The sequence below is a fragment of the Arthrobacter sp. efr-133-R2A-120 genome, assembly GCF_030209835.1.
GTDB lineage: Bacteria > Actinomycetota > Actinomycetes > Actinomycetales > Micrococcaceae > Arthrobacter.
In genome coordinates, this window is sequence record NZ_JARVRF010000003.1 from 133,239 (window position 1) to 159,676 (window position 26,438).

Annotated in this window: 25 protein-coding genes; 7 read left to right on the top strand and 18 right to left on the bottom strand. The window is 64.1% G+C overall.

From position 1 onward, the window contains the following. Nucleotides 1-137 precede the first annotated feature (137 nt). Entirely contained in the window at nt 138-902 is a 765-nt protein-coding gene (locus QRN52_RS02495; protein WP_284751327.1) for a VTT domain-containing protein, read from the top strand. 75 nt (nt 903-977) lie between these two features. Here the strand turns inward: QRN52_RS02495 and rdgB are convergent, their stop codons facing one another. The 6 genes from rdgB to clpS form a co-directional block, all read right to left on the bottom strand. Continuing rightward, complete coding sequence (gene rdgB, locus QRN52_RS02500; protein ID WP_284751199.1) at nt 978-1,619, bottom strand: RdgB/HAM1 family non-canonical purine NTP pyrophosphatase; 642 nt, start codon at nt 1,617-1,619, stop codon at nt 978-980. After that, complete coding sequence (gene rph, locus QRN52_RS02505; protein WP_078108499.1) at nt 1,616-2,374, bottom strand: ribonuclease PH; 759 nt, start codon at nt 2,372-2,374, stop codon at nt 1,616-1,618. The genes rdgB and rph overlap by 4 nt, the downstream gene beginning before the upstream one ends. A gap of 56 nt (nt 2,375-2,430) precedes the next feature. Continuing rightward, nucleotides 2,431-3,228, bottom strand: a complete 798-nt coding sequence (locus QRN52_RS02510; protein WP_284751200.1) for an MBL fold metallo-hydrolase — start codon at nt 3,226-3,228, stop codon at nt 2,431-2,433. After that, nucleotides 3,225-4,367, bottom strand: a complete 1,143-nt coding sequence (murI, locus tag QRN52_RS02515) for a glutamate racemase (protein ID WP_284751201.1) — start codon at nt 4,365-4,367, stop codon at nt 3,225-3,227. Before murI ends, QRN52_RS02510 begins: the two co-directional genes overlap by 4 nt. A gap of 104 nt (nt 4,368-4,471) precedes the next feature. Continuing rightward, on the bottom strand, nt 4,472-5,038 hold the full coding sequence (locus QRN52_RS02520; protein WP_284751202.1) for a DUF2017 domain-containing protein: 567 nt from the start codon (nt 5,036-5,038) through the stop codon (nt 4,472-4,474). Beyond that, a complete protein-coding gene (clpS, locus tag QRN52_RS02525) occupies nt 5,031-5,450 on the bottom strand; it encodes an ATP-dependent Clp protease adapter ClpS (RefSeq protein ID WP_284751203.1) in 420 nt (139 codons plus the stop codon). Before clpS ends, QRN52_RS02520 begins: the two co-directional genes overlap by 8 nt. Before the next feature lie 166 nt (nt 5,451-5,616). On the opposite strand from clpS, the gene QRN52_RS02530 reads away from it, so the two are divergent. Next, on the top strand, nt 5,617-6,945 hold the full coding sequence (locus QRN52_RS02530) for a nicotinate phosphoribosyltransferase (protein WP_284751204.1): 1,329 nt from the start codon (nt 5,617-5,619) through the stop codon (nt 6,943-6,945). Next, nucleotides 6,946-7,572, top strand: a complete 627-nt coding sequence (locus tag QRN52_RS02535; RefSeq protein WP_284751205.1) for an isochorismatase family protein — start codon at nt 6,946-6,948, stop codon at nt 7,570-7,572. Nucleotides 7,573-7,596: 24 nt separating this feature from the next. Here QRN52_RS02535 and QRN52_RS02540 read toward each other — a convergent pair whose 3' ends face one another. From QRN52_RS02540 to QRN52_RS02575, 8 genes are all read right to left on the bottom strand, one after another. Further along, complete coding sequence (locus tag QRN52_RS02540; protein WP_284751206.1) at nt 7,597-9,375, bottom strand: DEAD/DEAH box helicase; 1,779 nt, start codon at nt 9,373-9,375, stop codon at nt 7,597-7,599. A gap of 179 nt (nt 9,376-9,554) precedes the next feature. Further along, nucleotides 9,555-9,884 carry a DUF3039 domain-containing protein gene (locus QRN52_RS02545; RefSeq protein WP_502869681.1) on the bottom strand — a complete coding sequence of 110 codons (330 nt, stop codon included), beginning with the start codon at nt 9,882-9,884 and terminating at the stop codon, nt 9,555-9,557. A 45-nt stretch (nt 9,885-9,929) separates the two neighbouring features. Continuing rightward, nucleotides 9,930-10,712: a glucosamine-6-phosphate deaminase gene (nagB, locus tag QRN52_RS02550; protein ID WP_284751208.1), complete on the bottom strand. Its 783-nt coding sequence runs from the start codon at nt 10,710-10,712 to the stop codon at nt 9,930-9,932. Nucleotides 10,713-10,804: 92 nt separating this feature from the next. Beyond that, nucleotides 10,805-12,376, bottom strand: a complete 1,572-nt coding sequence (locus QRN52_RS02555; protein ID WP_284751209.1) for a transporter — start codon at nt 12,374-12,376, stop codon at nt 10,805-10,807. After that, nucleotides 12,358-13,149: an ABC transporter ATP-binding protein gene (locus QRN52_RS02560; RefSeq protein WP_284751210.1), complete on the bottom strand. Its 792-nt coding sequence runs from the start codon at nt 13,147-13,149 to the stop codon at nt 12,358-12,360. Before QRN52_RS02560 ends, QRN52_RS02555 begins: the two co-directional genes overlap by 19 nt. A gap of 145 nt (nt 13,150-13,294) precedes the next feature. Beyond that, nucleotides 13,295-14,398: an NADH:flavin oxidoreductase/NADH oxidase gene (locus QRN52_RS02565; protein ID WP_284751211.1), complete on the bottom strand. Its 1,104-nt coding sequence runs from the start codon at nt 14,396-14,398 to the stop codon at nt 13,295-13,297. After that, nucleotides 14,398-15,363, bottom strand: coding sequence for a tetratricopeptide repeat protein (locus QRN52_RS02570; protein ID WP_284751212.1), 966 nt, complete (start codon nt 15,361-15,363; stop codon nt 14,398-14,400). Before QRN52_RS02570 ends, QRN52_RS02565 begins: the two co-directional genes overlap by 1 nt. 36 nt (nt 15,364-15,399) lie before the next feature. Further along, nucleotides 15,400-17,214: a DUF8094 domain-containing protein gene (locus QRN52_RS02575; protein ID WP_284751213.1), complete on the bottom strand. Its 1,815-nt coding sequence runs from the start codon at nt 17,212-17,214 to the stop codon at nt 15,400-15,402. Between the two features lie 299 nt (nt 17,215-17,513). On the opposite strand from QRN52_RS02575, the gene QRN52_RS02580 reads away from it, so the two are divergent. Then, the gene (locus QRN52_RS02580) at nt 17,514-18,704 is read left to right on the top strand and encodes an AI-2E family transporter (protein WP_284751328.1); all 1,191 of its coding nucleotides are present in this window, start codon (nt 17,514-17,516) and stop codon (nt 18,702-18,704) included. A gap of 24 nt (nt 18,705-18,728) precedes the next feature. Here QRN52_RS02580 and QRN52_RS02585 read toward each other — a convergent pair whose 3' ends face one another. Beyond that, nucleotides 18,729-19,523, bottom strand: coding sequence for an alpha/beta hydrolase (locus QRN52_RS02585; protein ID WP_284751214.1), 795 nt, complete (start codon nt 19,521-19,523; stop codon nt 18,729-18,731). 18 nt (nt 19,524-19,541) lie between these two features. Beyond that, a complete protein-coding gene (locus QRN52_RS02590; protein WP_284751215.1) occupies nt 19,542-19,874 on the bottom strand; it encodes an Rv1322 family protein in 333 nt (110 codons plus the stop codon). 69 nt (nt 19,875-19,943) lie between these two features. On the opposite strand from QRN52_RS02590, the gene nucS reads away from it, so the two are divergent. The 3 genes from nucS (at nt 19,944) to QRN52_RS02605 (ending at nt 22,475) form a co-directional block, all read left to right on the top strand. Continuing rightward, on the top strand, nt 19,944-20,639 hold the full coding sequence (nucS, locus tag QRN52_RS02595; RefSeq protein WP_284751216.1) for an endonuclease NucS: 696 nt from the start codon (nt 19,944-19,946) through the stop codon (nt 20,637-20,639). Between the two features lie 64 nt (nt 20,640-20,703). Further along, nucleotides 20,704-21,951: an N-acetylglucosamine-6-phosphate deacetylase gene (nagA, locus tag QRN52_RS02600; RefSeq protein ID WP_284751217.1), complete on the top strand. Its 1,248-nt coding sequence runs from the start codon at nt 20,704-20,706 to the stop codon at nt 21,949-21,951. Between the two features lie 320 nt (nt 21,952-22,271). Further along, complete coding sequence (locus tag QRN52_RS02605) at nt 22,272-22,475, top strand: cold-shock protein (RefSeq protein WP_028264741.1); 204 nt, start codon at nt 22,272-22,274, stop codon at nt 22,473-22,475. A 140-nt stretch (nt 22,476-22,615) separates the two neighbouring features. Here QRN52_RS02605 and QRN52_RS02610 read toward each other — a convergent pair whose 3' ends face one another. Next, nucleotides 22,616-25,108, bottom strand: coding sequence for a bifunctional lysylphosphatidylglycerol flippase/synthetase MprF (locus tag QRN52_RS02610; RefSeq protein WP_284751329.1), 2,493 nt, complete (start codon nt 25,106-25,108; stop codon nt 22,616-22,618). 68 nt (nt 25,109-25,176) lie between these two features. Further along, nucleotides 25,177-26,430, bottom strand: coding sequence for an alpha/beta hydrolase (locus tag QRN52_RS02615; protein WP_284751218.1), 1,254 nt, complete (start codon nt 26,428-26,430; stop codon nt 25,177-25,179). Nucleotides 26,431-26,438 lie beyond the last annotated feature (8 nt).

Below are 26,438 nucleotides of genomic sequence, written 5' to 3' on the forward strand. Positions count from 1 at the left end.
TTTCGTCTCTTCTGCCCATGTCCACCACGCTACCCACGTCCGGGGAAAGGTGGCAGTGTCTGTCAGACACCCCCAGCGGATGTCTCAAGGGCCCGACGGCGGATGTCCCGTACCCTTGAAGGGTGACCCTTTCTGCGATGAACGACTTTGCCGTATCCGCTTTGGGGGGTGCAGGGCAGGTGCAGCCGCATATGTCCGCGCTCCTCCCCGACTGGTTGAACCCCCAGATCTTCCTGGCCGACCCCGCCTTGGCACCATGGGTAGTCCTGCTCGTGTGCGGCATTGTGTTCGCCGAGACGGGACTCTTGGTGGGCTTCTTCCTGCCCGGCGATTCGATGCTCTTCACCGCAGGGCTGCTGGTCGCCACGGATACCATCAAGTTCAATATCTGGGCACTCGCCGCCCTCATCGTCGTGTCTGCGATCATCGGCAACCAGAGTGGCTACCTCATTGGTTCCAAAGCCGGACCCGCGATCTTCAACAAGCCTGATTCCAAGCTGTTCAAGCGGGAAAACGTCGAGAGTGCGCATGCCTTCTTCGAAAAACATGGCGGCAAGGCCCTGATCCTGGCCCGCTTCGTGCCCATCATCCGCACCTTCGTCCCGGTGATTGTTGGCGTCGCGCAAATGGACAAGCGCAAGTTCTTCATTTTCAACGTCATCGGGGCGGTGCTCTGGGGCGGTGGCGTCACGCTGCTCGGCTACCTGCTCGGCGACAAGGTTCCGTGGGTCCGGGACAATCTCGACATCATCTTCGTGGTCATCGTCCTGATCTCGGTGGTCCCCGTGGCCGTGGAAGTCATCCGCGGCTTGCTGGCCAAGCGCAAGGCAACGAACGGCGGAGCAGCACCCGCCGAAGAATTGGTCGACGGACGCGAAGCCGGAAAGCACGGCGAGCGCTAAGCCCGTTGCTTCAACAGAAGAGGCACCTCGCAGTTCGCCTGCGGGGTGCCTCTCTCGTTAATACCTACAGGAGTTTTAGCGCAGGGCGTCCACGATAGCCGGTAGCAGCGCCCTGAACGCCTTGCCGCGGTGGCTGATGGCGTTCTTCTCCTCGGAACTCAGCTCCGCGCAACTGCGGTCCAGCCCCTGCGGCTGGAGTACGGGGTCATAACCGAATCCACCCGCGCCTCGCGGTTCACGCAAAAGAGTGCCTTCCAGCTGGCCGTACTCGACCACCTCGCGCGCCCCGCCGTCGACGGCGGCCGGTACGGCAAGCGCCGCGGCGCAGACAAACGCGGCTCCCCGGTGCGCGTCGGGGACGTCGGAGAGTTGCGCCAGCAAGAGCTGCAGGTTGGCGGCGTCGTCACCGTGCCGGCCGGACCAGCGGGCAGAGAAGATACCCGGAGCCCCACCCAGGACGTCCACGGCCAGTCCCGAGTCATCGGCGATCGCTACCATTCCCGTGGCTTCAGCCACGGCCCGTGCCTTGAGCAGCGAATTCTCGGCAAACGTCACGCCGGTCTCGGCAACATCGGGAGCGCCGGCCGCGGCCGCGTCAATCACTTGGGTATCGACGTCGAGTCCTGGTACCTGCCCCCTGAGCAGTTCCCTGAGTTCGCGCAGTTTTCCTTTGTTGTGGGTAGCGAGAACGAGCCGCGGCGTCGTTGCCCCGCTCACGGAGCCTCGGCCAGGGTCTCGCGCTGGATTGCCGCCAACTCGCCCGTGCCGATGAGGGCGAGGTCCAGCAAGGCATTCAGTTCATCGCGGTCGAAGGGGGCTCCCTCCGCGGTGCCCTGGACTTCCACGAACTTCCCGGAGCCCGTGACCACCACGTTCATGTCGGTTTCGGCGCGCACGTCCTCGACGTACGGCAGGTCCAGCATCGGGATGCCGTCGATGATTCCCACGGAGACGGCAGCGATCGTGTCGATCAGCGGCTGTGCGTTCTTGGCGATCATCTTGTTCTCGCGGGCGAAGCGAATCGCTTCTGCGAGCGCTACGTAGGCGCCTGTGATCGCGGCGGTGCGGGTGCCGCCGTCGGCCTGCAGGACGTCGCAGTCCAGCACGATCGTGTTCTCGCCCAGGGCCTTGGTGTCGATAATGGAACGCAGCGAGCGGCCGATCAGGCGCGAAATTTCGTGGGTGCGTCCGCCGATCCTGCCTTTGACCGACTCACGGTCGGAACGGGTGTTCGTGGCCCGCGGCAGCATGGCGTACTCGGCCGTGACCCAGCCCCGGCCTTCGCCTTTGAGCCAACGCGGAACGCCCTCGGTCAGGGAAGCCGTGCACAGCACCCGGGTGTTGCCGAATTCGATCAGGGCCGAACCTTCGGCCTGCTTGGACCAGCCGCGGGTGATGCTGATGGGACGGAGTTGATCGGGCGTACGGCCGTCGGCACGGATGACGGGGACAGATGTGGCTTCGGAAGTCATACTGCAAGCTTAGCGATCCGGTGGCCCACGCCGGACTACTCAGCTGGACTGCGGGTTCAAACGGTGTAGTGGACTCCGGCAACCGCGACGGCGACATCGCCGGCAAACTCGGGACGCGCCTCTGCCATGACTTTGGTCTGCGATGTCCACACAGGGATGTGAGTCAGCAGGAGGCGTCGGGCTCCGGCGGCTGTCGCCGCCTGGCCCGCGCGCTTGCCGGTCAAGTGCACATCCTTGATGTCGTCGTCGCGCCCTTCTTCAAAGGCGGCCTCGCACAGGAAGAGATCGGCATTGCGGGCAGCATCCTCAAGGCCTTGGCACGAGTCGGTGTCTCCCGAGTACGTCAGGATCCGGCTCACCGCTTTGCCTTCTTTGTCCGGCTCGGTGACCTCCACGCGCAAGGCGTAGGCCTCTTCCACAGGGTGGTTCACGGCAAACGGCGTCACGGTGAACGGTCCGAGCTGCACGGATTGGCGTTCGCTCCAGTTGCTGAAGTCGAATTCCTCGTGCATTCCCGGGTCCAGATCGAGCCCATAGGCGGTGGCCATGCGGTCGGCGGTCGCGGCCGGCCCCCAGACGGGGATCCTGTCCCGCCCCCAGCCGCCCGGCTTCCAGCGTACGGCCACGTGCAGTCCGCAAAGGTCCATGCAATGATCCGGGTGCAAGTGGGTCAGGAAGATGGCGTCGATGTCTTCGAGGTCCGTGTAGCGCTGTATGGCCCCGAGGGCGCCGCTGCCGAGGTCCATGACGATCTTCCACTGTCGCTCACCGTCGTGCGCGGTCAGTAGATAGCACGACGCCGGCGACCCGGGACCGGGGAAGGAACCTGTGCAGCCAACAATGGTCAGTTTCACTGGATGCGGCCCCCGCGGGCCGCGCCGAAGTCGTTCACGGTGAAGGCTGCAGGGTCAACGAAATTGGACGTCCTCGCATGATGGCCGCCTGCGCGGGCGGCCTCCAACATTTCCGGGGTGATGCGGGCGAGGCTTCCGGTCGGGTATTGGGCGGCCACATGGTCCACGTGGCGCACGGACAGGACCTCCGGGCCGAGGAAACGGCGCGCCAGGGTTTCAAACTGCACGGCGTCGCCGGTGGCCATGAAGTCGTGCCGGGGCAAGCCGGCATCGGTCCGCTGGATCCCGTGGGTGGCCAAGGCGCGGTAAACGTCTTTGGCGGTCTCTTCGGCGCTCGACACAAGAGTGACGTCGTCCCCCATGACGTAGGAGATCACGCCAGTGAGCAAGGGATAGTGCGTGCAGCCCAGCACCACGGTGTCCACGCCGGCATCCCTGAGCGGTTCCAGGTATTCGTGGGCCGCTGCCAGCAGCTCGGGGCCGGTCGTAATGCCGGCCTCCACGAAGCTCACGAATTCAGGGCAGGCTACCGAGGTGATGCTGAGGTCCGGGGCTGCGGCAAAGGTGTCCTCGTAAGCGCGGGAACCCACTGTGGCCGATGTCCCGATCACGCCGATCCTGCCGGATCTCGTCGCGGCCACCGCCCGGCGGACTGCGGGTTGGATGACCTCGATGACGGGGATCCCGTAGCGGGCCGTGTAGCGTTCGCGGGCATCGCGCAAGACTGCGGCCGAGGCTGAGTTGCAGGCGATGGTCAGGAGTTTCACGCCGGAGTCCACGAGCTCGTCCATGACGCCGAGGGCATTGGCCCGGACTTCGGCGATGGGGAGCGGCCCGTACGGTCCGTTGGCCGTGTCCCCCACGTAGATGATCGACTCATGGGGCAATTGGTCGATGATGGACCGTGCCACGGTCAGTCCACCGACTCCGGAATCGAAGACCCCGATGGGGCGTGATCCCAGCAAGGGGTTGTGTGCGTGGTTGTTCAGTGTTTCCGGCTTGCGCTGTGACTCCGGCTTGCACTGTGATTCCGGCTTGCGCTGTGACTCCGGCTTGCACTGTGATTCCGGCTTGCGCTGTGATTCCGGCGCCGCCGCGGCGCTCTCCCCACCCGATACCGGGTCCGATGCTGAGTTCATGATTCTTAGAGAATAAGCCAAGGCATGTGCCGCAGCCACGACATGTGGCGGGGGCCTCGTGTCTGTTTTGTCACACGGACGGCCACAAGCCCCGGCAATTCCACTCAGGGTTTCCGGTCCATCGAGGCCATCATGGCCTGGACCAACGATTCCTGAAGCCAGGTGGTGAAGTTGTAGACGAGCGCCAGGTAGCTCTCTACGTCTTCGGCCTGCGACCAGTCCTGCATGGCGTGGACATGGTCGGCATCTTCTTCGTCGCGGATATCGAGGCGCTCCGCCAGCACCAAACGAACATCGTTGAGGGCCATGGACCAGAGCTTCGCCTCCTCGCGGGTGAGGACGAGCTCGTTTCGGTCCAGGCCCATCGCGGCCGCCCGAAGCGCGCCGATTTTCCCTTCCCGCAGCGAGCGCTCGGTGAGCTGGCGGAACTCCAGGGACGCGGCGTCGTCGTTCTTCATGACGTTCGGCAAGAGCCGCAAAAGGGCGCGATCGGACGGTTCCTTGACGTTCATGTCCAGGCCGATCAAGGCCGTCAGAGGATCTTCGTTCCTCGACAGCTCTGGTTCCAGCATCGAAATGACATCGTCCAGGAGTCCGCGCAGGAGTTCGCGCTCGGCGGGCTCAAGATAGCCGGTAATGCCTTTGAGTCCGTATTTGAAAGCCTTAGCCACGTGCGCCGCCCTTGCGTCCCCGGCCGTCGCCGCTGCTTGCCTTTTCAACCGTTGCCCACAGACCGTAGCCGTGCATGGCAACCGCGTGCTGCTCCACCTGTTCCTTGCCACCGTACGCCACGATGGAACGGCCCTTCTTGTGGACCTCAAGCATGAGTTTGTTTGATTTGGCCTCGGAATAGCCGAAGTAGCTCTGGAACACGTAGCTCACGTAGCTCATGAGATTGACGGGATCGTTCCAGACTACGAGGTTCCAAGGGATGTCAGCAGCGCTGAGGAGGTCGGTGGACGACTGCTCCGAGATGTCCGTCCTTTCCTCTCCCTTTAAGCCTGCGTCTGTCACTGTGTTGGTGCCCGTACAGGTGGCTATAGAGGTGCCGGGGGCTGTGCCGGGGCCGACGGTAGTGGTCATCTGTCCATTCTAATGGCGTTGTCTGGGCGAGCTAATGACGGTGGACCGGCGAGGGCCCCGCGTTGAGCGGAGCGAGACGTGGGAGCCGGTGGGTGGGCCCACACCGGCGAGGGCCCCGCGTTGAGCGGAGCGAGACGTGGGAGCCGGTGGGGACTAGAGTGAATTCGTGAGTAGATCCGTCGCCTGGGACCACCCCCGCACGTCGTTGTACACCGATCACTACGAGCTGACAATGCTGGAAGCTGCCCTCCATTCGGGCGCGGCGCACCGGCGCTCCGTCTTCGAGGCCTTCGCCCGCCGCTTGCCCGATGGCCGCCGCTACGGCATCGTGGCCGGCACCGGCCGGCTGCTTGAGGGAATCAAGGACTTCCGTTTCGGAGACGCCGAGCTCGCGTTCCTCGATCAGCACAAAGTCGTTGACAGGCAGACATTGGACTTCCTCGCGGACTACAGGTTTTCGGGCGACATCTGGGGCTATCCGGAGGGCGAAGCCTACTTCCCCGGCTCCCCCATCCTGATCGTCGAATCCACATTCGCGGAAGCCTGCATCCTGGAAACGTACATCTTGTCCGTGCTCAACCATGACACCGCGATTGCTTCGGCTGCTTCACGCATGACCAGCGCGGCCGGCAACCGGCCGTGCATCGAGATGGGCTCCCGGCGCACCCAGGAGGAATCGGCGACGGCTGCAGCCCGCGCCGCGGTCATCGCCGGTTTCGGCAGTACCTCGAACCTTGAGGCCGGCCGCCGTTACGGCATCAAGACCGTGGGCACAGCCGCACATTCGTTCACGCTTCTGCACGACACCGAGCGCGAAGCCTTCGAAGCGCAAATCTCGGCCTTCGGACCGGGAACCACGCTCCTGGTGGACACGTACGACGTCGAGGTCGGTGTACGCACCGCGGTGGAACTCGCAGGTGACAAGCTCGGGGCAGTCCGCCTGGACTCCGGAGACCTCGTGGCCCAGGCCCAGTGGGTCCGCGAGCTGCTGGACAACCTCGGCAACACCAACACCCGGATCGTCGTCACCTCGGATCTCGATGAATTCGCCATCGCGGCCCTGCAATCGGCCCCGGTGGATGTGTACGGCGTGGGCACCTCGCTGGTCACGGGATCGGGAGCTCCGACGGCCAGCATGGTCTACAAACTCGTCAGCCGGACCAACGATGACGGTGAATTCGTTTCCGTGGCCAAAATAGCCAAGAACAAGGCCAGCGTGGGCGGCCGCAAATACGCCCTCCGCAAACTCAACGAACTCGGCATCGCAACCCAGGAGATCGTGGGCATAGGACACCGCCCTGAAGACGACGGCAACGACCGCCCCTTGCTCCAGCAGTTCGTCAAGAACGGTGAGCTGCTCCCGGGATGGACCGGACACGAGGGCGTGGTCCGGGCACAGGAACGCCACGCTGCCACCATGGCCGAACTCCCCCCGGTAGTCCGGAGGCTGCAGCGCGGCGAGCCCGCAATCCCCACCGTCTACGAGGAGGACTGAATGTCCCGCGCCCTGATCATCGTGGACGTCCAGAACGATTTCTGCGAGGGCGGCTCCCTCGCCGTGGAAGGCGGCGCCGCTACGGCTGCCGCTATCAGCGAATACCTTGACGAGAACCATCAGCATTTCGACCATGTCGTGGCCACGCAGGACTGGCACGTGGACCCGGGCAGCCATTTTTCGGAAACCCCGGACTTCGTGGACAGTTGGCCGCCGCATTGCCGCGCCGGGAGCAAGGGCGCCGAACTCCACCCGGATCTCGACGCCGAATACGTCCAGGCCTACTTCCGCAAGGGACAATACACCGCCGCCTATTCAGGCTTCGAAGGAGTCCTCGCGCCTGAAGACGAAGTGCCCATGGGCGAGCTCACGCCCGGCGCGGTCCCCTCCGTCGAGCTGGACGAGGACGCCCTCGGGCTCGATGACTGGCTGCAGAGCCACGGAGTGGAAGAAGTCGTCGTAGTGGGAATCGCCACGGACTACTGCGTCAGGGCCACCGCGCTGGACGCCGTGCAAGCGGGCTACTCCGTGACAGTGATCGGTGATCTCACCGCCGGAATCGCGGAAGATCTTGACGAGACTTACGCAGAGCTGGAAGAAAACGGCGTCGAACTGGGGCAGCGCTAAGGACAGGAGCCCTGCCAGGAAGTTCTACTTCCGTCCGATGAACCAGTCCTGAAGCTTGCGCAGCCGTGACTGCAATTGCTCCTCGTTTGCCTGCGCGACTGCCGGTCCGCCACACACCTCGCGCAACTTGTTGTGAACGACGCCGTGCGGGGTACCGGTGCGGGCGGACCAGGCCGCAACGTTTTTTGCGAGCTCGTTGCGCAAGTCCATCAGCATGCGGTGGTCCGGAACAGCGGGTGACGCGGCGGCAGCCAACGGAGATTGGCGTTTCTTCCTCGACTGCTGATCATGCTGCCGCTGCCGGAGCAACGTTCCCACCTGTTCGGCGTCGAGCAGTCCCGGGATCCCGAGGAAATCAAGTTCGTCCTCGGAGCCGATATCGGCTCCCGTGCCGAATTCGCCGCCGTCGAACAGCACCCTGTCAAAGGATGCCTGCGAATCGAGGGCCTCGAATTTGCCCTTCTCCAGGGAGTCCGAGGCCTTCTCTTCGCGGTTGGCCTCAGCCATCAGGTTCTCTTCGGGGTTGAAGAGGCCGTCCGGATCTTCCTTCTCCGGCCGGTCCAGTGCGTGGTCCCGCTCGGCTTCCATGGAGTTGGCCAAGGCCATGAGGGGCGGCACGGACGGCAAGAAGACCGACGCCGTTTCGCCGCGTTTGCGGGCACGGACGAAGCGGCCCACGGCTTGGGCGAAGAACAGCGGCGTAGACGTGGACGTCGCGTAGACGCCCACTGAAAGCCGCGGGACGTCAACGCCTTCGGACACCATGCGGACGGCCACCATCCAGCGCTTGTCGCTGGCGGTGAACTCCTCGATCTTGTGCGAAGCCTTGGAATCATCGGACAGGATCACCGTGGGCGACTGGCCCGTGATCTTCTTGAGCTGACCGGCATAGGCGCGGGCGTCGTCGTGATCCGTGGCAATCACCAGGCCGCCGGCGTCGGGCACGGTACGGCGCACTTCGCTGAGGCGCTTGTCGGCGGCGGCAAGAACCGCGGGGATCCATTCGCCGCCCGGGTTGAGCGCGGTGCGCCATGCCTGGGAGGTGATGTCCTTGGTGACGGCAGCTTCGCCGAGCGAAGCCGCCATTTCGTCCCCCGCGCTGGTACGCCAACGCATCTGGCCCGAATACGCCATGAAGAGCACGGGACGGACAACGTGGTCCCTCAAGGCATTGCCGTAACCGTAGGTGTAGTCCGCCTTCGAGCGGCGGATGCCGTCGCGGTCTTCGGCGTATTCGACGAACGGGATGGGTGAGGTGTCGGAACGGAAAGGCGTGCCCGTCAGGGCCAGGCGCCGCGCGGCAGGGTCGAAGGCCTCGCGCAATCCGTCGCCCCAGGACAACGCCTCGCCGCCGTGATGGATTTCGTCGAGAATGACCAGCGTGCGGGCGGCCTCGGTCTTGGCCCGGTGGAGCATGGGCTTGCTGGCCACCTGTGCGTAGGTCACCGCGACGCCGACGAAGCCCCTGCCGTGCTGGCCGTCTGCGTTCTTGAAGTTCGGATCGATGGCAATGCCCACCCTGGCCGCGGCGTCCGCCCACTGCCGTTTCAGGTGGTCGGTGGGAGCGACGATCGTCACGCGGTTCACGGTTCCACTGTCAAGGAGTATCGACGCAATCCGCAGGGCGAAGGTGGTCTTACCTGCGCCCGGCGTTGCCACGGCGAGAAAATCGCGCGGGCTCGCGTTCAGGTACAGATCCAGCGCTTCCTGCTGCCAGGCGCGCAGCTTCGGGGCGGTTCCCCAGGCTGCGCGTTCCGGATAAGCCGGAGGCAGCGCAGGGCCGCCGAAGAGTGTTTCAGTCACGCGGTTTCCCCCCGACCAGCAACGATTCCAAGCAAGGCCGCTGCAGCCAGCGAAACCCAAATAACCACAAAAACACCAATCTGTTCCGGATGCGCCGAATCACGCAGGGCAGCAAACAGGCAGGGGAAAGCGCTCCCCCGCCTACTACCAGGAAATACCCGACTACTGGGGCTTACCTACTACTTGGAGTCGCCCGAGCCGCCCTTGTCTCCGCCGTCGTTACCGGGGCGAAGTCCTTCATAGATTTCTTTGCATTCAGGGCAGATCGGGAACTTTTGCGGGTCGCGTCCAGGGGTCCACACTTTACCGCACAGCGCAATCACGGGTTCGCCTGTCATAGCGGACTCCATGATCTTTTCCTTGCGGACATAGTGCGAGAAACGCTCCCGGTCACCGGGTTCCACTTCCTGGCGCACTTCCTCGCGCTCAATGGTTGCAGTGGAAGTTCCGGCTCCGGAAAGCTCGCGCATGGGATCGTTTTCGAATGGGTCCGGAGGCAGCGTCGTCATGACATCCATCTTAGCCGCTGCAGCTTCCCTATCCGATGCACCGCGTCAGATGCTCTGCCATTTCGGCTTGTTGTCATAGGTGTGGCGATAGTAGTCCGCGAGCTTGAGCGAGGAAGCCGCAGCCTCATCGATCATGATGGTGGCGTGCTGGTGCATCTGCAGCACCGATGCCGCGCAGATGGCCGCCACCGGTCCCTCCACAAAGTCCCTGACGGTCTGGGCTTTCTGCGCCCCCGTGGCAATCAGGACAACATGCCGGGCATCCATGATGGTTCCAAGGCCTTGAGTCACCACATGGTGCGGGACATCGTCAATGCTCTTGAAGAAGCGGGCGTTGTCCTTCCGGGTCTGCTCGATCAGCGTCTTGATCCGTGTCCGCGAAGCGAGCGAGGAGCCGGGCTCGTTGAATCCAATGTGGCCGTCCGTGCCTACGCCAAGGATCTGCAGGTCAACGCCGCCAAGTGCCCGCATGGAGTCCTCGTAGGCTTGGCAGGCCGCGGGAAGGTCGGTGGCGGTGCCGTCCGGGCTGTGGACATTGGCGGGGTCGATATTGACCCGGTCCGTGAATTCACGCCGTATGACCTCCCGGTACGACTCCGGATGCCCGGATTCGAGCCCGACGTATTCGTCAAGTGCGAAGGCGTGCGCCTGGCTGAAGTCGAGTCCCCGTTCCTGGTGGCGGCGCGCCAGTTCGTCGTAGACAGGGAGCGGAGAAGACCCTGTGGCCAGGCCCAGGACGGCATTCGGCTTTCGGAGGAGAAGCGCCTCGATGGCATCCGCGGCAAGCGCCCCGATCTGCTTGCTTCCCGGAAGGATGACAACTTCCATCGTCCACGACCTTTCTAGCTGTGTTTCCGGATCGACTGGTTCAAACTCGAGGTTATCCCATGTCCCATAACTTGTCATTGTTGGTCATGTAATCACCGGTTGACGCTCAATTGCGCGAAGAGCTCCGGCCCGCGTCGGTCAAGCCAGCGTCCTCCGACCCGGACACCCGCCACGAACAAGGCCGTCCCAAGAACCGTACCAATTGCCAGATTGATCCATCCCCACAGCGGATCGCCCGTGACTGATTGGACTATGACCAGTGCAAGTTCAGGAAGGACCAGAAGGAACAGCACCGCCATTCCCCCGAACTGGACAGCCAGCGTCTGGGCAACGTTCCCCGGTGGCTTCTTGAACGGGCTGTCCCCGGGCAACGGCACGGTGGACGCGTACCGCGCCGAGACGATGGAGGCTAATCCCAGGCCCGTGAACAGCACGCCCAGGGAAAGACCCAGGATGCCCGGCAACCAGCCCCATTCTCCCGTCAGGAAGAAGGGCCCGACGGCGAAGATCAACACCACCGGGAGGGCGAATGCCAGGCAGGCCAAGGCCCTGCCGAGCCGGTCATGGATACCGCGGACCCCGGTGGCCAGATGCAAGGCGAACGCGGTGCTGTCGTAGGAGACATCCGCGGCAATGGACCATGCGAGGACAAAGGCAGCCATTGGCCCCAGAATCACCAGCATGGAGTAGCTTCCGGACTGAGCGGACTGGAACAGGAAAATGACGGGCAATAACGGGACCACGATCAGCGAGGCTGCGTAGCGCGGGTCGCGGATCCAGTAGCTGAGGGCCCGCGCTGCTACTGCCCCGGTAGGAGTTGCCGGCAGCAGTCCGAACAAGCCAAGTTTCCCGCCGCGTTTCCCTGAACCGCCCGAGAATGGCGGAGTGACCAGCGCGCGCTTGAGCAGGAGATTCCAAGCGGCACATAACGCGAGGAGAGTGGCCAGCGCGATCAACGCCTTCAGGCCGGCAGCAGCAACGTCTCCGGACGCCAGATCGCCGCCAAGCGACCAGGAAGCTCCGAGTGGAGTCCAGGAGACCGTCCGGGCAAGTTCGGGGAGATACCCGGTGGAACCGGACACTCCCCTGAAGACGCCGGCCACGATCGGTCCCATCAGCACGAGTGGCACAAAGACAACGATGCTGCTTACGTCCTTGAAACGGCGGGAGGCTGCGAGGCTGGCCGTCGCCGTCGTGATGACTTTCGACAAGACCACGCAGCTCAGCACGCCAAGCGCGGCGCCTAACAGGGCGCCGAGCACGGCCGGCACGCTGCGCCACCATGTTGCCGCCGTGAATAGCGCCACGATCATCGTGGACAATCCGGGCACGCCGATGAATCCGGCGAGGGCGAGCCCGGTCAGCAGCTGGCGCATGGGGATCGCCGACGTCGTGAAGCGGGAAGGGTCAAGCGTCATGTCAGCTGCCGAAGCCATGAGGGGCACGATTGCCCAGGCCAGGATCGCGGCGGCGCCACCGAGGACGACGGCGGTATGGGCCGTCTCGGGGTCGGCCCACCGCAAGGCGACGAGTGTCCCCACCAGGGTCGCGACGACTCCCAATGCATAAAGCCCGCCGATCGCGATTCCCACGAGCTGGCCCGGGCTGCGTCGGAAGCCGTTCAGCAGGAGCCGCCACTTCAGGCTCAGAAGGTGCGCAACCATTCCAGGCCCCCCGTCTGGTTTCCGCCGCCCACCAGCTGCACAAAACGGTCCTCGAGCGTGGCGCCATCGCGGACCTCTTCGACGGTTCCGGCGGCGAGGACCCTGCCTGCAGCCACAACGGCCACGTGGTCGCACATGCGCTGCACAAGGTCCATGACATGGCTTGAGACGATGACCGTTCCTCCCGAGGCCACGTAGTTGTCAAGAATTCCCCTGATGTTGGCTGCCGAGACGGGATCCACGGACTCAAAGGGCTCGTCCAACACCAGCAGCCTGGGCGCATGAATGAGCGCCGAGGCGAGGGCAATCTTCTTTGTCATGCCGGCGGAGTAGTCCACCACGAGGGTGCCGGCGTCGCCGCTCAGGTCCAGCGCGGCCATCAGTTCTCCCACCCGTTGGGCAACGACGTCCCTGTCCATGCCGCGGAGCAAGCCGGCGTAGGTGACCAACTGTTCACCCGTCAAGCGGTCGAAGAGGCGGACGCCGTCGGGCAGTATCCCCATGAGCTTCTTGGCTTCGAGCGGTTTCGCCCAAACGTCCACGCCATGGATGTAGGCCGTCCCGAAATCCGGCCGCAGGAGCCCCGTGGCCATGGACAACGTGGTCGTTTTGCCCGCCCCGTTGGGACCCACGACCCCATAGAAGGAGCCGGCCGGCACATCCAGGCTGATCCCATCGACGGCGATCTTGCCGCCGAAGCGTTTTGCCAATCCGCGCAAGGCCAATGCAGGCACCGGGGAATTAAGAGACGGACCGGGAAGCTGGACATTCATGCAGCCAGCCTAGCCCCGGGGGCGCTTCCAGGGGTCGTCCCCGAGGGGTAACTACGGGACACCTTTCCGGGGCGGCCTCATCCCAAAGGACTAGATCGCCAAATGATTGGCTCCCGAGAGGGTCCGCTCCCGAAAAGAGCAGCTCCTAGAAGCTGTGCCGCGGAACCGCGCGCTGATACTGCGGCGCCCATTCCAAGGGGAATCCGAGTTCAAAAGCCGCGCGAAGCCACCAGTGCGGATCGCGGAGGGCTGCCCTTGCCATGAATACGCCGTCGGCCTGGCCTGTGGCCACCGTGTGTTCGGCCTGTCCCGAGGACGTCAGGAAGCCGACGGCCCCGGTGGGAACCCCCGCTTCGCGCCTGATCTGTTCCGAGAATCCCGTCTGGTATCCGGGACCGGCCTTGATCCGTTGGTGGGCCACGGCGCCACCGCTGGAGACGTCCACCAAGTCCACGCCGTGCTCGGACGCCGCCCGCGCGAGGCGCACGGAGGCGTCAATGTCCACGCCGCCCTCAGCCCAATCAGTGGCGGAAATCCGCAGCAACAACGGCATCGAATCGGGGATGACCGCACGCACGGCGTCGATGACCTCAAGCATCAAGCGGTTTCGTGCCGCCTCGCTGCCGCCCCAGGCATCGTCGCGCTTGTTGATCAAGGGGCTTTGGAATTGGTGCAGGAGGTAGCCGTGCGCGCCGTGGATCTCCACCGTGTCGAATCCGGCGTCCACAGCCCGTCTGGCTGCCGCCGCGAAATCGGCAATCACGGCTTGGATGTCCGCCTCGCCCATCGCCAGAGGACTTGCAAGACCGGCAAAGGCCTCAACCCCCGGGCCCCGGGTGACCCATCCGCCGTCGGACTCCGCTACGGATCCGCTCTCTTCGGCGAAGGGCCAATAGGTGGAAGCCTTGCGGCCGGCATGCGCCAGTTGGACGCCGATTTTGCCGTCCACGGCACTGTTGCGGTGGACGAAATCCACAATCCGCTCCCAAGCGGCCGCCTGCTCATCCGTGTACAGCCCGGCGTCGCGCGGGCTGATCCGTCCCTCCGGGCTGACGGCCGACGCCTCGGTGAGGATGAGGGCAGCGCCGCCCGTGGCAAACGCTCCAAGATGCACCAGATGCCAATCGTTCGGCACGCCGCCTCCGCCGTCGGGCGAGCAACTGTACTGGCACATCGGCGAGACCCAGCCACGATGCGGCAACGTCAAGGAGCGCAATTGAAGCGGGCTGAACAACGCCGGCTGTGTCATTAGAACAGGACCCGCGCCAGACCTTGCCGGGCCTTCGCCACACGTTGGTCCGAAATGCCGACGACGTCGAACAGTTCCAGCAGGCGCACGCGCGCCGACTCGCGCTCGGGACCGAAGTTGCGGCCGATGAAGGCGATGATGCGGTTGAACGCGTCCTCGATGTGTCCGCCCGAGATGTCAAGGTCGGCCACCGTGAGCTGTACTTCGATGTTGTCCGGCTCCTCTGCCGCCCGCTGACGGATGGCTTCGGCTTCCGTCGCCGTCAGGAGCTCGAGCCTGCCCATCAGTTCCACCTGGGCGAGCCCGGCCTTCGCCTCGGCATCGGCGGGTTTCTCTGCCAGCGCCTGGCGGTAGGCAGTGGCGGCAGCTGCGTAGTCCCCGGCTTCAATCGCGTCGAAGGCTGCCTGGTGCAACGGCGGGAGAGGACGGGCCTCCGCACTGGCAGCACCCGCACCGATACTGCCCGTTACGCCGTTGGCTTCAGCCACCTTGAGGAGCTCATCGATGAGGCTGCGGATTTCCTCGTCCGAAGCAGGCCCCTCGAAGAGCGGAACGGGCTGGCCCTTCAAGACCGCGACGGCGGTAGGGACGGCTTGGACCTGGAATGCCTGCGCAAGCTGTGGGAACGCGTCAACGTCCGCCGCGGCTAGCACTACTTTGCCGGCGTAGCCTTCGACGACACCTTCCAGGCTATGCAGGAGGGTCGAAGCCTCCAAGGATCGATTGGACCACAAGAGGAAAAGGACGGGAATCTGCGCGGACAGCTGGACGAGGTCCTGGAAATTGGCCTCGGTGGCATCTACGCGAAGGGGCTGGCTGCTTCCCGGGCTCCCACCCGACGCAGCCGGGGCACCGCTCGATGCCGCCGGCGCGGGACGCCGCAATGCGGAGAGGTCGACGGCGCCGCGCAGGTTGAGCTGGCTGGCGGCGGCTGGAGAGACGGGACGGGATCCTGGCGAACTCATACCGTCCACTCTAGCCGCTGCGCCAACAGCATTTGCCTACTTGAAGCTGGCTCCCACCAGACCGCGGACCGCGGCAACGAGCTTCATGGGAGCAGTCGAGCCTGCCGGTGGAATGTAGATGGCCACCGACTCCGAGAAGGTCTGCACTAGGCCGACTTTCGTGGAATCCCCGCCCGCAAGCACTGCCGCGGCTTTGTCCACGGTCAGCGTGTCGCCGTCGGCTTTGGGCTTGCTGGTGAAATCGAAGTCCAGCTTTCCCACCACCACGGCACCGCCGTCCGAGGTCCGGAACACGGCCGTATCCGCCGGAGAGGGTGTGTGCGTGAAGGTGAAATTGCCGTTGGTGCCGGACTTCACAGTGCTCGCCTGGTAGTCCAGGACATCTGCGATGTAAGGCGAGTTGGTGCCTTCCACGAGCTTGTCCTTGAACGCCGAATCCGCCTTGGTCAAACGATCGCCCAGGGCTGCCATCGCTTCGGTCCCGCTGTATTGCAGCCCGGACTTGTCTCCGGCAGCCAATTGCGCGGTTCCGCCCAAGGGGATCGCCGGGAAGGACGTTCCCGGCTGAAGCGGGGAGGTGCTCTTCAGCTTGTAGTTCTCCCGCGGCGAGGCCTGCACGAGGGTCAGGACCTGGGGAACCACGTTGCCATCGCCCTGGGTCAAGGCGATCACGGTTCGCGGCCAGGTGCGCTGGGTGGAGATGACGCTACCGAGCAATTTGCTGGACCGGACGGGCATCCGCGCCTCGTGCGTGGCAACCTGGGACCGGATCTTGTAGTTCTGCGTGCGAACTTGAAGCTCCGTGCCGTCAACCCGGGGAGCGAGTTTGGAGGCATCGCGTGCGGCATCCCCGGCGGCCACGGCGCCCGCGACCTGGTCCAGGATGCGCTTGAGCTGAGCGTCCACCAAGACGGGGACGGCCTGCGCACCGGCGGTCACTCCCGGGCTCGCCGTCGCGGATCCGGAGGGAATCGCGGACCCCGAAGGAGAAGGAGTCTCGGCCGCCTGCGCGCCTGCCGCGGTGACACCCACGAGGGCCGTCACAATGGCGGTAGCTACAAGAGAAATACGAAGTGCGGGACCCCCGCCCGTGCCCTTCTTGGTGTCCTCGGCAGCGGTGTCCTCGCCAATGATGTCCTTGTTGCTTTGCGCCCCAGCGTCCTCACCGACGGTCTCTTTTTCGGCTTCCGTACTCCCGCCGCCCAGCGGACCGTTGGCGCGAGGGCCTTTGCCCCGGCCCCTAGTGAACTTGTTGACGAACGGCAACGCCGCGCCCGCGGCAATGAGGATCGCGCCAATGACGATAAGCGGGACGGCCCACGGCATGGTGGCATCGTTGGCGAACGTGACGGAGACCGACGACGGCGCCGGCTTGGTTCCGTCGCTGGCCAGGAGGAGCGACCAGTTGCCGCTCGCGGGCGGGGTGAAGGTGTAGTCCAGCTGTCCGCTGGCGTTCTCCGTTTCCACCCACAGATCCGATCCCGCAGGCGACGGAGCGGTTGCTTCGCCGTCGGTGCCGGCAAGCTGCAGGGACTTGCCGTCCTCGGAGACACCGGTGATGCTGTTGTGCGCGGTCTTGCCTACCCACGCATCGACGTCATCGGGCCGTCCGACAGCCAACACGAATTTGCCGTCGCCCTTGATGCTGATTTGTTTGGGACCGCCCTTGTGGGCCAACACGTCTTGGGTGATCACGGTCAGCGGAGCGGCTTGGGAGTCGCCGGGGGCGGACGCGATCACCGTCTCGGCCGGGGCCCAAAAGGTCAGCTGGCCAATGCCGGCCAACAGTGTCAGCAGGCCAAGCAGCACCAGCGAAACTGCAGTCTTCAATCGCACAGGAATACCAATCATCAGCGGTCGTTGAACTTCAAGGGTAACGGTTTTGTTACCTAAGAGTCAGTTCGGGGTCCTCGCAAAGGGCTTCCCGGAGCACGGCTCAACCCCTAGAATTCGCCAATTCCGGCCTGCTGATAGTGTGGCGAACAACATGACATCGGGCACTCATCGAGCCTGACCGCGGAACGAAAAGGCAGCTGAAGCACGTGAAAGAGCGCAAGGATCCCACTACCGCTGATCAAGGCCCCGGAGCGACCCCGGGTGGCTTGGCCAACGGGTCTGCCCCGGACGGCAGGGATCACGGCGAGGGCCTGATGGCATCCTTCGTCCGCCGCCTCCGCCAGCCCATTCCGGGCGCCCAACCGCGGGTCCGTTTCGAAATGCCTCCCGAGCTTGAGCACGATGCAATAACCGAGCCCGCCCCGGATGAATCCGACGGTCCGCGTTTCGGCTCCCCCGGCCCGAGGATGTCCGCACAACATCCGCTGTATGTCGGCTTCATGGGCACGGCCGGCGTCGGCGTGGCCCTCATGCTGTATTACATCGGCACCAGTACCGTCCAACTGTTGTTGTGGATCGTTACGGCCCTGTTCATTGCCTTGGGACTGGACCCCGTGGTCCGTTGGCTCGAAAACCGCAAGGTTCCCCGCCCGGCCGGCGTCGTTATCGCCGTCGGGGTCCTCGTTGCCGGAGTGGCGGCGTTTTTCGCCACCCTTATCCCCACCATCGTGGAACAGGTCTCGCAGATCGTCCGGCAGGCTCCGGACTGGATCCGGGGCTTCGTGGATTCGGACTTCTTCCGCTCCCTTGACAGCCAATTCGGCGTTCGCGACAAGATCAGCCAGGAACTCGACAAGTTCGTCAAGAACCCCGATGCCATGGGCGGCATCTTCGGCGGCGTCGTCGGTTTCGGATCCACGGTGGCCAACGGGGTCTTCGGGACGCTTATCGTCCTGGTCCTCAGCCTCTACTTCCTCGGCGCCCTGCCCGCCATGAAGAGATGGGGATACCGGCTCGCACCACGGTCGCGCAGGCCCCGCGTGGAGGCGCTGTCCGAGGAAATTACGCGCTCCGTGGGCAACTATGTGATCGGCCAGGTTTGCGTGGCCTTGCTCAACGCGTTGTTCGCCTTCATCGTCATGAGCATCCTGGGCGTTCCGTTCAGCGTCCTGCTGGCCTTCGTGGTTGCCCTGCTTGCGTTCATCCCCTTGGTGGGAGGCATGATTGCCGCTGTGGTGGTCATTCTGGTAGCCCTGACCGCCGGCTGGCAGACCGCCGTGGTCTACGCCATCTGCTACTTCGCCTACCTGCAGTTCGAGGCCTACTTCATCTCCCCGCGCATCATGCAGAAGGCCGTTGCCGTTCCCGGTGCCGTTGCCGTGATCTCAGTGATCGCGGGCGGCAGCCTGCTGGGCGTGCTCGGCGCCTTGATCGCCATCCCGACGGCGGCAGCCATCATGCTGCTGATCAAGGAAGTCTTCATCGTCCGCCAAGACCGCCACTAGGCCGTGACGACTAGGCCGGGGCGACTAGGCCGTGGCCACTGGACCTGTCCAGCGGCGCGGCAGGCCATCCGGTCCTGAGCCGGCTTCCGTCACGTCGTCGACGATTTCGTCCAAAACCCGGGCCGCGTACTTCTCGCCGACCCACAAGTGCTTGGCGCCGTCGATGCCCAAGACCCGGGCCTGGGGCACCAAGCTGAATCGTTCGGCGGCCTCGGCGGGCTGAAGATAGTCGTCGTGTTCCGGAACCAGGACCGTCAGCGGTTTTCCCGAGGCAGCCCATTCCTTCAAATGCACATCCGTGGCCCGGTGCAGCGGCGGAGACAGCAGGACGGCACCCTCCACTTGGGAAGCCACGGGCTCAACGGCCCCGTACATCAAGGCCAGCTCGGTGCCGAAGGACCAGCCCACCAACCAGCGGTTCGGAAGCCCGCGTTCCACGGCGAAGCGAACGGCAGCCTCGACGTCGTACCGCTCACCGATTCCCTCGTCGAAATGCCCCTGGCTGGTACCCCGCGGCGAATGCGTCCCGCGCGTATTGAAGCGTAGTACCGCGACGCCGGCGAGTGCCGGCAGCCGATAGGAAGCCTTCCGGTAGACGTGCGAATCCATGAATCCGCCATGCGTCGGCAAGGGGTGCAGCATGATGAGCGTCGCCGAGATCTCGCCGGATTCCGGCAGCGCCAACTCTCCCACGAGCCGCTTGCCGTCTTCGGTGAGGAACTCCACGTTCTCGCGGTGCGCCGGCAAAACCGTGGATGCCCTGATGTCCGTGGCAGACTCCGGCTGGCTGAAAACGAGGGAAGCGGGATCGAAACTCATGCTTCCAAGTTTAAGTGCTCAGCGGTACCTGTAGGTCCGGCCTGTCCAGCAGTTGTTGTGCCAGTGGCGGCGTTCCGCCAACCCGGCGGCATCGCCGAAGAGGTGGGTCTCGGACCACACCACCAAGTGGGCGATGCCGGGCATGATGGCCATCGAACAACCTGGGCAGATATAGGTCTTCTCGGCATTCCGCGCGGTCATGGTCCGGACCATCCAGTCGCCGTCGGGGGCGCTTTCCCTGCGTGCAATGCCCGAACGGGCACGTTCCAGATCCAGTTCCGGCGACTCGCCTGTCCGTTTCCAGCTTGCCTTGGCTGATTCGGTGCGTCGGGGGCGGTTGGAGCGAGGCATGACTCCATTCTGCCCCAGTCGCTAGTTGCGCGCGGCAGGGTAAGCGGCAGAGGAAGTAAAGTGGAGCGGGTGCGACTCGTCATAGCCCGTTGTTCCGTAGATTACGTTGGCCGCCTCAAGGCCCACCTCCCGCTTGCCACCCGGCTCTTGCTCGTCAAATCCGATGGTTCCGTGCTGGTCCATTCCGATGGCGGCTCCTACAAGCCGCTGAACTGGATGAGCCCGCCCGCTACCCTGCGGGTGACCACGCCGGAGGAGACCGAGGTCGAGGAAGGCGTGGTGGAGCAGTGGACCGTGCAGTCGGCCAAGACCGACGACCGGCTCATCATCAACATCTACGAGCAACTCCATGACACGTCCCACGACCTGGGAACGGACCCCGGGCTCATCAAGGACGGCGTCGAGGCTGATCTGCAGCGACTGCTCGCCGAGCAGATCGAAACCCTTGGTGCCGGCTATTCGCTCATCCGGCGCGAGTACTTCACTGCCATCGGTCCCGTGGACATCCTCGCCCGGGACGGCGACGGCGGGACAGTCGCCGTCGAACTCAAGCGGCGCGGCGACATCGACGGCGTCGAGCAGCTCACGCGCTACCTCGAACTACTCAACCGCGATCCACTGCTGGCCCCGGTGCGGGGCATTTTCGCCGCCCAGCAGATCAAGCCGCAGGCGAAGGTCCTTGCCAATGACCGCGGAATCGACTGCATCACCCTGGACTATGACGCGATGCGCGGCGTGGACGACAGCGAGTCACGCTTGTTCTAGCTGTCCGGACCTTCATCCCTGGTAAACCAGGTCAAGCGTGGGCCCCGGCAACTAGAATCAAAACATGACTGTCCCAGACCGGCCTGTATCTTCCTCTGCGCCCGTGCGCCACCTGATTACCGGAACCATCGTCAGCGACGGTGCGGTGATCGAAGATGGCCTGGTGGCGGTGGAGGACGACCGCATAGCCTTCGCCGGGCCGGCGGCCGAATTCCACGAAGCAGCCTTCGAGGGGTTCGAGGAAACTCCGCGGACCGATTTCCCCACGGACCGGTACATCGTTCCCGGATTCGTGGATGTGCACTGCCATGGCGGCAATGGAGGCGACTTCCCCGGGGCCGATGAGTCCTCGGCACGAAAGGCCATCGATTTCCTGCACCGCTCCGGAACCACCACCCTCCTCGCCAGCATGGTCACGGCACCCCGGGAAGACCTGCTCCGCGGCATCGAGCTTTTCGTACGCTTGGCCGATGAAGGGCTCGTAGCCGGAATCCACCTTGAGGGGCCATTCCTCTCCCACGCACGATGCGGCGCGCAGAACCCCGCCTATCTACTTGAGCCGGACCTGGATCTCATGACCGAGCTGGTTGAAGCCGCCGCCGGCAAGCTCGCCACCATGACCTACGCCCCCGAGCTTCCCGGCGCAGCGGCACTCGTGGACCTGATGACGTTCCACGGAGTGACGCCGTCCCTTGGCCACACGGATTGCGACGACGCGACGGCCGCCGCCTCCCTGACCGCAGCGCGGGAGGGCTTGGAATCCGCTGGTTTCGACGGCGTCAGCTCGTTGCCGACTGTCACGCACTTGTTCAATGGCATGCCCCCCATGCACCACCGCTCCCCCGGCCCCGTGGCCGCCTCCCTTCGCACCGCCCAGGAAGGCAAGGCCGTGGTGGAACTGATCGCGGACGGCACCCACCTTGACCCAAGCACTGTCGCAACCGTTTTTCAGCTGGTAGGCGCCCCAAACATTGTCCTCGTGACCGATTCAATGGCGGCAGCGGGACTCTCTGACGGAAACTACATGCTCGGCCCCTCCCCGGTGACCGTGACGGACGGCGTCGCTACCTTGGATGCCACGGGATCCATCGCCGGTGGCACTGCAACCATGCTCGACGTCGTCAGGCGCACGGTTGCGGCCGGCGTCGGGCTCGCCGACGCGGTTGCCTCGGCGACGGCGGTTCCCGCCGCAGTGCTGGGGCTGTCCGACGAACTTGGCGGCCTTCGGCGGGGCCTGCGGGCCGATCTCGTCGTCGTGGACAAGGAACTGCAGCTCGCGGGCGTATTGCGCAATGGTGATTGGCTGGCATAGGTGGATTGGCTGGCCTAGCCCGAATTTGCGGCCCCCAATGCCGGATCCAGTGGCAAGCGCGCTTTCTTCCGTTACCTTCTTTTTACTTAAATTTTGTCGGAATTCCCCAGCAGACCGTTGACCTCCAGTATTCGCCATGAAAGTGTTGTAGCAGTCTTTGTGTAGGTGTGATTCATGCTCGCAAGACGTGTTGCGAGCGTGAAGCTCCTGCGAAGCCAACCAAGCCTGGCTTGGGCGGAAAACCAGGTCTTCTCGCGGAGTAACCAAGGCCGGCACGCGGTGTGCCGGACTTAAAAGTTCCACAATGAGGAGAAACAAAAATGGCACTGGGCACCGTCAAGTGGTTCAACGCTGAAAAGGGCTTCGGCTTCATCACCCCGGACGACGCCGAAGGCGACGTCTTTGTCCACTATTCCGAGATCCAGACCGGCGGATTCCGCACCCTCGACGAGAACCAGCGTGTTCAGTTCGAGATCGGTCAGGGCGCAAAGGGCCCGCAGGCCACCGGCGTAACCGCCGTCTAGTCTGACTGTTTGAATTCTGCCTGAAGGATTCACCGAAGGGGTTCCGCACACCTGCGGGACCCCTTTTTCTTCCCAACTGGCTCGCATTAGTTGTCGTTATGGGGCGTCAAAACGACAACAAATGCGAGTCAGTTGGGTTTTCAAGCAACGAGGGTGCGGAGGAGCCTCGCAGTTTGCCGGACGGACAGCCCCGGCAAATATGCGCGGCTTAGCGCGGCGCCGATCGCGGGAATCTCCAGGCTGTCTTGGTAATACATATACAAAGTCCTGTACTCCGGCTGGAACCTCGATTTGAAGCGGGCGAGGGAGCGGAATCCGTAAACAGGCTCCAAGGTCCTGCCAACGAGGTCCAGAATGCCCGCCATGCCGGCTTCCCCACGGGAGAATTCCTCGGTGTCCCCAGCCAAAGGCGAGCCCGACAGGGAAATGACTTCCACTCCCTGCCGCAACTCGTGGACTGCCGAGGCAATCATGAATTCCATGAGGCCAGGAAAGGCGTCGCTGCGCCGGCGCATGAAATCCAATGTCCAGCTGATCACCTGGCCGTCGCGGAACACCGGTAGCCAACTGGTGACCCCATAGACAAAGCCCTTGCCGTCGACGGCTATGCAGCAAAGCACTTCATCGTCCATCAGCTCGTCGAGGGAACCCAAGGTAAAGCCCATTTCAGGCACTTTTTTCCTGGCGGCCCACTCTTCCGACACCTCGCCGAGTTGGGAGCGTATGTGTTGCGAAAACTCCGAATAACGTCCCCACCGGGCTTCAACGCCGGCCTTCAGTGCACGGTTCTTGGCCGTGCGCACGTTTTGCCACGCTTTGCCCGTGAACTCGAGATCACGGATGGAGAGCCGGGTTTCCTGGGCGACCGCGATTCGGCGAAATCCGGTGGATTGCAGCATCGGCCACAACTCTTCAGTACAGGAATAAAGGCATGGCACCAATGCGTGGTGCGCGCAGTAGTCGAGGAAACCCTCGGTCGCGGCAGCGGCTTGTTCGGGATCACCGAACGGACCGGCGAGGGTCAGCGCGACGTTGCCGTGCTGCTGGTAGGCAACTCCGGCGTCCATTCCGGGGGTGAACCAGAACTTGTTCGGCTCCCATAGCGCCATCCAGGAAAGGGACTCTCCGCCGCGCTTGACCAAATCCCTGGCCGCCAAGCGAGCCGGATCATCACCGCCAGGACCGTGCTGCCGTTTGAGGAGCAGCGTCCACACCGCTGCCAGGGCCACGAGCCAGAAGATGATCCCTGACCACGCGAACAATATTGACTCCGCGGCACTCCGCTCCGCGAACACGCGACCAAATGCCGTGGGTATGGGCAAGGGAAGATACTGCCGGGCGAGTTCCGCAATAAGACCCAGGATGCCGCCGTCGTGCGCCAAACCGCCGGAGCCGAGCCAGGCCCCGGTGTAGCCACTCGCCAATACGAGCCACGTTGTGCCAACCAGCCACGCCATCTTCCGGCGGAGCGGCGCCCTCGAGCCCACCACGAAATTTCCCCTGAACAGGAAAAGCAGAACCGCGAGGATAAAGGGAACCAGGGCGAGGGTCAGGATGTGGAACACCGCGGAGCCCAAAACGACGGTGCGGCCCCGGCCTGGAAAATGCGGAATGCTGGCAAACAACACCAGGTAGGCGAAGGAGAGCGCCACTACGCCAAGTTGCACGCCGATGGCGATTTTCAGCGCCAGGCGCCTTCCTTGGCGCATACCCACCGCACAAATCAAGAGGAGCAATGCCGGTACCACCGCGAGGGCCACGCCGGCGGGCCCGGGGTAGCCTTGGCGTCCAAGTTCGAGGCAGCTGATGTCCACGGTTCCACCGCAGTTCGCCTGCAACTGATTGAGCGTCGGAACAGGGTTCAACACCATTTCGCGCAGCAACGCCAGCGGCCCCGCGGGGCTCCTCACGGCGCCCGCCACCAAGGGCCCGACGCCGAAAATCGCCACCATGAGCGACAACAGGTTTCGCGTCTCACGCCTGGTCGCACGGTGGCTCGGTTGGATGCCATGATCGAGCTGGAGCCAAAGACCGGCCCCCAGGCCAAGCAGGGCACCAGTCAGGGCCATGACAGCCGAGGGATCGCCAACGTACAGGACCAGGAGAAGCGCCAGGGACACGACCGTCGCCCTCAATCGCCGGCGCCACAAAGTCGGGAGGAGGCCACTGGCCGCCATCGAGACGAAGAGGGTCGCCGGAAGGGGTCCGGAGGTCCTGGCATCCATCATCCGACCCAGCCAACCGTCGTCGGCGTAGGCCGCCAACTGGACCACCAGCAAAAAGGCAGTGACCGTGGCAAACTGCCCGCCGAAGAAGCCCGCCGCAGTGCGGAACCACCCCAGCTTGCGCTCCGCAGAGCCCAGCAACACGACGAACAACAACGAGCTCGAGACGTAGTCGACGGGGTTGGCGGCGAAAAACATCGAGGTCCACATGGACCACCAGTCCCCCGCCTTCAATCCCCCACCGCTCACGCTCGAGAGGTGCCGCAACGCATCCGGGCCGTACCCGATATCGGGGTCGAAGATCGCCGGAGTGAGCAGGTACAGGGCGAGCACAATCACGGTGAAGGGGATCGCGCCAATATGGGCGGCAATGTTGCCAAGCATGGCCCGGGCAAGGACTGCCACCATCTTCCGGGCGGGCTTGCCATCTTCGGGTTCAGGCGCCTGGTCTCTGGACAATCGGGCTTCCTGGATACTCACTGAACGAGCCCCCAGCGGGGGGCCAGGAATTCCATTGCGGATGGAAGTTCTTGCACTGCCACTGCCCACGAGTGGCCGGCGCCGGCAACCGAAGCGTGCCTGATGTCGAACCCGGAGGTGCGGGCAGCTGCCGCCACCTCGGTGGAGTAACGGACGAATTCGCTGTCCGCGGCCCCGACCGCGAAGTAGCCTGCATGGCCGTCATAGCTCCGCTGTTTCATCAGGTTCAACGGTGTCAGGGCCTCGAAGGCCGCAGAGTCGCCGCCAAATGCAGTCTGGATGGTCCGCTGGCGATCAGGACCAAGCGAAGGTTCCCGCTCTCCCGAGAAGGCGATGAAGGAAGGGTAGATTTCAGGATGCAAAGCAGTCATCTGCACCGCACAGGTTGCACCGAAGGAAAACCCGCCGACAGCCCACTTCCTCGGGTCGGCGGAAACCTCGAGCGTCTGGTTGATCCAGCGCGGAACATCGATCGAGAGATACGTGTCGGCACGTGCGATAAGGCTATCCATGCACATGGTGTTTGCGGTATCGGAACCGTTTGGATCGACCACCACGACGACGGGCGCCACGCCTCCGTGCCGGGCGGCGAAGGTGTTCATGGTCGGCTCAAGCAGGCCGCCGGTCAGCCAATCGGCGGGACGTCCGGGCTGGCCGGCAAAGAGAACCAGTACGGGTAGTTGGCTGCGATCGGCGGCCAGGTAAGCCGGCGGCAGGTAAATGAAAGCGTCCTGGGCCTTGAAACCCGATTCAATCCCTGGAATCGATGCCCTCCGGACTATTCCCCCGCTAGGCGCTGACACCGGCAGGATTCCGGAAACACCCCTTTTGAACCCCTCCTCAAGCTCCGGGATCCGCCCCACGTTGTGGCCGAAGAGATCAGCCGCCGTGTGGTTGAGCCCGAAGTAGCTGTTGATCTGAAGCGCGGAGAGGAGCAGCACGGAGACGCACGAGACCCCTGCGGCGCTCCTGCCGCGCCACGACGAACCAGGGAGCCTGGCAAGGAAGAGGGCGAACGCAGAGAAGGCAACGGTCGACCAAATGAGGACATCGACGGGAAGGTCCTCCGGGAACACGGTGAGGACGTTGACGAGGAGCCAGTGGATGACTGCGACAACTCCACTCGCCACCGCAAGCGAGACAACTATGGAAAGTAACCAGCGCCGGTCCCGCCGCAGGAGGAGGAAGGCACTCCCGGCAATTCCGGCACCAAGGACGGTCCAGTAAAAGGGACCGTCAACAAGTCTCATGTTGAATA

Bases quoted from the DNA above. Each gene is read 5' to 3' on its own strand.
- QRN52_RS02495 (WP_284751327.1), top strand. From the start codon at position 138: ATGAACGACTTTGCCGTATCCGCTTTGGGGGGTGCAGGGCAGGTGCAG.
- rph (WP_078108499.1), bottom strand. From the start codon at position 2,374: ATGACTTCCGAAGCCACATCTGTCCCCGTCATCCGTGCCGACGGCCGT.
- murI (WP_284751201.1), bottom strand. From the start codon at position 4,367: ATGAACTCAGCATCGGACCCGGTATCGGGTGGGGAGAGCGCCGCGGCG.
- clpS (WP_284751203.1), bottom strand. From the start codon at position 5,450: ATGACCACTACCGTCGGCCCCGGCACAGCCCCCGGCACCTCTATAGCC.
- QRN52_RS02535 (WP_284751205.1), top strand. From the start codon at position 6,946: ATGTCCCGCGCCCTGATCATCGTGGACGTCCAGAACGATTTCTGCGAG.
- QRN52_RS02545 (WP_502869681.1), bottom strand. From the start codon at position 9,884: ATGACGACGCTGCCTCCGGACCCATTCGAAAACGATCCCATGCGCGAG.
- nagB (WP_284751208.1), bottom strand. From the start codon at position 10,712: ATGGAAGTTGTCATCCTTCCGGGAAGCAAGCAGATCGGGGCGCTTGCC.
- QRN52_RS02555 (WP_284751209.1), bottom strand. From the start codon at position 12,376: ATGGTTGCGCACCTTCTGAGCCTGAAGTGGCGGCTCCTGCTGAACGGC.
- QRN52_RS02560 (WP_284751210.1), bottom strand. From the start codon at position 13,149: ATGAATGTCCAGCTTCCCGGTCCGTCTCTTAATTCCCCGGTGCCTGCA.
- QRN52_RS02565 (WP_284751211.1), bottom strand. From the start codon at position 14,398: ATGACACAGCCGGCGTTGTTCAGCCCGCTTCAATTGCGCTCCTTGACG.
- QRN52_RS02570 (WP_284751212.1), bottom strand. From the start codon at position 15,363: ATGAGTTCGCCAGGATCCCGTCCCGTCTCTCCAGCCGCCGCCAGCCAG.
- QRN52_RS02575 (WP_284751213.1), bottom strand. From the start codon at position 17,214: ATGATTGGTATTCCTGTGCGATTGAAGACTGCAGTTTCGCTGGTGCTG.
- QRN52_RS02580 (WP_284751328.1), top strand. From the start codon at position 17,514: ATGGCATCCTTCGTCCGCCGCCTCCGCCAGCCCATTCCGGGCGCCCAA.
- QRN52_RS02585 (WP_284751214.1), bottom strand. From the start codon at position 19,523: ATGAGTTTCGATCCCGCTTCCCTCGTTTTCAGCCAGCCGGAGTCTGCC.
- QRN52_RS02590 (WP_284751215.1), bottom strand. From the start codon at position 19,874: ATGCCTCGCTCCAACCGCCCCCGACGCACCGAATCAGCCAAGGCAAGC.
- nagA (WP_284751217.1), top strand. From the start codon at position 20,704: ATGACTGTCCCAGACCGGCCTGTATCTTCCTCTGCGCCCGTGCGCCAC.
- QRN52_RS02605 (WP_028264741.1), top strand. From the start codon at position 22,272: ATGGCACTGGGCACCGTCAAGTGGTTCAACGCTGAAAAGGGCTTCGGC.
- QRN52_RS02610 (WP_284751329.1), bottom strand. From the start codon at position 25,108: ATGGTGGCAGTCCTTGCCCGGGCCATGCTTGGCAACATTGCCGCCCAT.
- QRN52_RS02615 (WP_284751218.1), bottom strand. From the start codon at position 26,430: ATGAGACTTGTTGACGGTCCCTTTTACTGGACCGTCCTTGGTGCCGGA.